Source organism: Salinicola sp. (assembly GCF_982684285.1).
In genome coordinates this window covers 1-4,444 of the sequence record NZ_CEXLVS010000295.1, presented here as the reverse complement: position 1 = coordinate 4,444, position 4,444 = coordinate 1, and the positions used below count along the sequence as shown (strand labels likewise).

Here is a 4,444-nt window from a genome sequence, read left to right as displayed (position 1 = left end):
CGCATGCTGGTGATCACCGGCCCCAACATGGGCGGCAAGTCGACCTACATGCGCCAGGCGGCGTTGATCGCCCTGCTCGCCCATACCGGCAGCTTCGTGCCCGCGGACAGCGCCGAGATCGGTCCGGTGGACCGGATCTTCACCCGAATCGGCTCCAGCGACGATCTCGCCGGCGGTCGCTCCACGTTCATGGTGGAGATGACCGAAACCGCCAGCATCCTTCACAACGCCACCGCCGAAAGCCTGGTGCTGATGGACGAGATCGGCCGCGGCACCAGCACCTTCGACGGCCTCTCGCTGGCCTGGGCCAGCGCCGAGCATCTCGCCGCCCAGCGGGCATTCACGCTGTTCGCCACCCACTACTTCGAGATGACCGCGCTGGCCGAGCAGCAGGAGACGGTGGCCAACGTCCACCTGACCGCGGCGGAGCATCGCGACGGGATCGTCTTCATGCACCGCGTCGAGGAGGGACCGGCCAGCCAGAGCTACGGCCTGCAGGTCGCCCAGCTCGCCGGCGTGCCCCAGACCGTGATCGCCCGCGCCCGCGACAAGCTGGCCAGTCTCGAGCAGCCTGCCGCCATGCCGGTGGCGTCCGACGTGCACGCCCAGCCCCCGGGACCGCAGCAGGCGGATCTGTTCGCCGCCACACCGCACCCGGTACTCGAAGCACTGGAGTCGCTGGATATCGACTCGCTGACGCCCCGGGCGGCGCTGGATCTGCTTTACCGATTCAAAGAAATTCGATGAGAGGATATATCGTTAAGCACGCTCCACACGGCAGGCGTAACATCCGGTAGCAGCATAGTGGATATGGAGATAATCGGTTCTGGTCTCAGACCAGAGCCTTTCGATTTCCTGAACAAGGTCAGCTCCTTGGCTCAAAGCTGCCGCAGTGAGCCAACCGTGTGCATCATATGCGCGAATAGAGAGCGACCTTTTTAGTAAGGACGGAGGGACGACACCGCTTGTCCATTTCTGAAGCAAGGCAGCTTCCCCGATGAAAACGGGCCCTGATGCACGGTAAGGAGTTTCCACATCGTGATGTGTGTAATGAAGCAACCAAGCTGCTTCATTGATCGCTACGTCCGTTAGAGCAAAACGACACGGCAGGTCATCTCCGTGACCAGCAACAACACGACTGGCCAGCCCCTTACGACTCAAAGCTCTGACATCGTTGATATCGATAAAGAGACCAATACAGCGAAAGGACATGATGTTCCCCTCAATAGCAATGAAGAGGGGAGCATGAGCCAAGCGGAAGGTACCCACTGGCCACATACGGCACTCGCGGCTATAACGCCATTCCTCGATGTTCCAGGTGGCGGCTTGCCGGAGCTGGCGCCGGCCGCCTAGAATATGGCGCCATTCGAATAGTGTCGGCGGCACTGCGCGAGCGGTGAACACGAAAAATCCTATCCGCCGAGATCGTGATAGCGAGAGATCGAGACAGGGGCCACGACCGGGCCGTCAATCAGGAGAGAACACCCATGACGTTCGTCGTCACCGAGAACTGCATCAAGTGCAAATACACCGACTGCGTCGAAGTCTGCCCGGTGGACTGTTTCTACGAGGGCCCCAATTTCCTCGTCATTCACCCCGACGAGTGCATCGATTGCGCACTGTGCGAGCCGGAGTGCCCCGCCGAAGCGATCTTCTCGGAAGACGAGCTGCCTGACGGCCAGCAGCAGTTCATCGAGCTCAACGCCGAGCTCGCCGAAGTGTGGCCCAACATCGCCGAGCAGAAGGATCCGCCGGAAGATGCCAAGGAGTGGGATGGCAAGCCCAACAAGATCGAGCTGCTCGAACGCTGATTTGCAATTACGCAAATCGGACGCTCGCTGCCGAAGAACGCAGGAAGGCCGCTCGATGAGCGGCCTTCCTGGTTTATCGGTCTACAGCGATTTTACTGCCCTTTGATCGCCTTCAGGCCCGGATAGGCGGCTTTCTCACCCAGCTCCTGCTCGATCACCAGCAGGCGGTTGTACTTGGCCACACGGTCGGAGCGGCACAGCGAACCGGTCTTGATCTGGCCGGCGGCGGTGCCTACGGCGAGATCGGCGATGGTGGTGTCTTCGGTTTCGCCGCTGCGATGCGAGATCACCGCGGTGAAACCGGCATCCTGGGCCATCCTGATCGCATCCAGGGTCTCGGAGAGCGAGCCGATCTGGTTGAACTTGATCAGAATCGAATTGCCGATCTGCTCGTCGATACCGCGCTTCAGGATCCGGGTGTTGGTGACGAACAGGTCGTCACCCACCAGTTGGATCTTGTCGCCCAGCTTCTCGGTCAGCGCCTTCCAGCCATCCCAGTCCGACTCGTCCATGGCATCTTCGATCGAGACGATCGGATACTGGTCGCAGAGATCGGCCAGGTAGTCGGTGAAGCCTGCGGCATCGTACTGCTTGCCCTCGCCGGCGAGGTCGTAGGTGCCATCCTTGAAGAATTCGCTGGAGGCGCAGTCAAGTGCCAGGGTGACATCCTTGCCCAGGTGGTAACCGGCATCGCCGACCGCCTGCTCGATCACCGCCAGGGCCTCGGCGTTGGAGGAGAGGTTCGGCGCGAAACCGCCCTCGTCGCCGACTGACGTGGAGAGCCCTTTGGCGGACAGCACCTTCTTCAGCGAGTGAAAGATCTCGGCGCCCATGCGCAGCGCTTCACGGAAGTTGGGGGCACCGACCGGCTGGACCATGAACTCCTGGATGTCGACGTTGTTGTCGGCATGCTCGCCACCGTTGAGGATGTTCATCATCGGCACCGGCATGGTGTAGCGCCCCGGCTGGCCGTAGAGTTCGGCGATGTGGGCGTAGAGCGGCACGCCCTTCTCCGTTGCCGCCGCCTTGGCCGCGGCCAGCGACACCGCGAGAATCGCGTTGGCGCCGAGACTCGCCTTGTTGTCGGTACCGTCCAGCGCCAGCATGGCGTCGTCGAGGGCGCGCTGGTCGCTGGCATCCATACCCATCAGCCGCTCGCGGATCTTGCCATTGACCGCGTCGACGGCCTTCAGCACGCCCTTGCCCAGATAGCGCGACTTGTCGCCGTCGCGCAGCTCCAGCGCTTCACGGGAACCGGTGGAAGCGCCGCTGGGCGCGCAGGCGCTGCCCGTGATGCCGCCACTCAGGGTGACTTGCGCCTGCACGGTGGGGTTGCCGCGGGAATCGAGCACTTCGAGGGCGCGGATATCAACGATCTCAGCCATGTTGCGTTGTCCTGTCGGTTGGAAGCTCTTTTGGTTGATCACTCGGTACATCGAGCGTGAAGCGCCCGGTTCCCGGCGAGGGGGTCCGGGCGCGGTGATTCCATCATGTTAGCAGTTCCGGAGCTTAGCCAGCCCAGGCATCCCAGGTCCAGCCTCTCCAACGACAGCGGGGGATGAATCGCTTCATCCCCCGCCGGGTCATTCGGTCATTCCTGATGGGCCATGCCGTGCTGGCGCTGGCGGCTCGCCTTGTGCTCCAGCGCCGCATTGACGAAGCCGGTGAACAGCGGATGGCCGTCGCGCGGCGTCGAGGTGAACTCCGGGTGGAACTGGCACGCCACGAACCAGGGATGGTCCGGCAGCTCGATCATCTCGACCAGCGCCTGGTCGCCGCTCTTGCCGGAGACGACCAGGCCCGCCGCCTCGAGCTGCTCGACGAACTGCTCGTTGACCTCGAAACGGTGGCGGTGACGCTCGGTGATGGTGTCCAGCCCGTAGACTTCGTGCGCCCTGGAACCCGGCTTGAGTCGGCACTCCTGGCCGCCGAGGCGCATGGTGCCGCCCAGGTCGGAAGCCTCGTCGCGCAGTTCGATCTGCCCTTCGGGATTGATCCACTCGGTGATCAGGCCGACCACCGGGTGCTGGGTCTCGCGGGTGAACTCGGTGGAGTTGGCATCCTCCCAGCCCGCCACGTGGCGCGCGAACTCGATCACCGCCACCTGCATGCCGAGGCAGATCCCGAGGTAGGGAATGTCGTTCTCGCGGGCGAAACGGGCGGTCTGGATCTTGCCTTCCACGCCCCGTTCGCCGAAGCCGCCCGGGACCAGAATCGCATCCTTTCCGGCCAGGCGTTCGGTGCCGTGGCGTTCGATCAGTTCCGAATCGATGTACTCGACGTTGACCTTCACCCGCGTCTGGATGCCGGCGTGAATCAGCGCCTCGTTGAGCGACTTGTAGGCATCGAGCAGCTCCATGTACTTGCCGACCATGGCGATGTTGATCGTCTTGAGCGGATTGAGCTTGGCATCGAGCACATGGATCCACTCGGCCAGGTCCGCCTGGGGGGCGGCGAGACGGAACTTGTCGCAGACGATCTCGTCGAGCCCCTGCTCATGCAGCATCAGCGGAATACGATAGATGGTGTCGGCATCCTGCAGCGGGATGACGGCGCGCTCCTCGACATTGGTGAACAGCGCGATCTTGCGCCGCTCGCTCTCCTCGAGCTCGACCTCGGTGCGGCAGATCAGG

Annotated in this window: 5 protein-coding genes; 2 read left to right on the top strand and 3 right to left on the bottom strand. The window is 62.9% G+C overall.

The genetic code is table 11. The features are described 5' to 3' along the window. Positions 1 to 747: MutS-related protein (locus AC3AYF_RS18525; protein ID WP_487780160.1), on the top strand; the 747-nt coding region annotated here is incomplete at its 5' end. Positions 748 to 759: 12 nt separating this feature from the next. Here the strand turns inward: AC3AYF_RS18525 and AC3AYF_RS18520 are convergent. Beyond that, entirely contained in the window at positions 760 to 1,404 is a 645-nt protein-coding gene (locus AC3AYF_RS18520) for a DUF1203 domain-containing protein (protein WP_295035248.1), read from the bottom strand. An 83-nt stretch (positions 1,405 to 1,487) separates the two neighbouring features. Here AC3AYF_RS18520 and fdxA point away from each other — a divergent pair, with 83 nt between their 5' ends. Continuing rightward, positions 1,488 to 1,811 carry a ferredoxin FdxA gene (fdxA, locus tag AC3AYF_RS18515; protein ID WP_149434537.1) on the top strand — a complete coding sequence of 108 codons (324 nt, stop codon included), beginning with the start codon at positions 1,488 to 1,490 and terminating at the stop codon, positions 1,809 to 1,811. 92 nt (positions 1,812 to 1,903) lie between these two features. On the opposite strand, the gene eno is transcribed toward fdxA, so the two are convergent. Together eno and pyrG are read right to left on the bottom strand one after the other, a co-directional pair. Continuing rightward, a complete protein-coding gene (gene eno / locus AC3AYF_RS18510) occupies positions 1,904 to 3,196 on the bottom strand; it encodes a phosphopyruvate hydratase (protein ID WP_295035246.1) in 1,293 nt (430 codons plus the stop codon). A gap of 206 nt (positions 3,197 to 3,402) precedes the next feature. Beyond that, on the bottom strand, positions 3,403 to 4,444 hold a 1,042-nt coding region (pyrG, locus tag AC3AYF_RS18505; RefSeq protein ID WP_487780159.1), incomplete at its 5' end, for a CTP synthase.

Excerpts from the sequence above, each read along its gene's own strand:
- eno (WP_295035246.1), bottom strand. The coding sequence starts at position 3,196 with ATGGCTGAGATCGTTGATATCCGCGCCCTCGAAGTGCTCGATTCCCGC.
- fdxA (WP_149434537.1), top strand. The coding sequence starts at position 1,488 with ATGACGTTCGTCGTCACCGAGAACTGCATCAAGTGCAAATACACCGAC.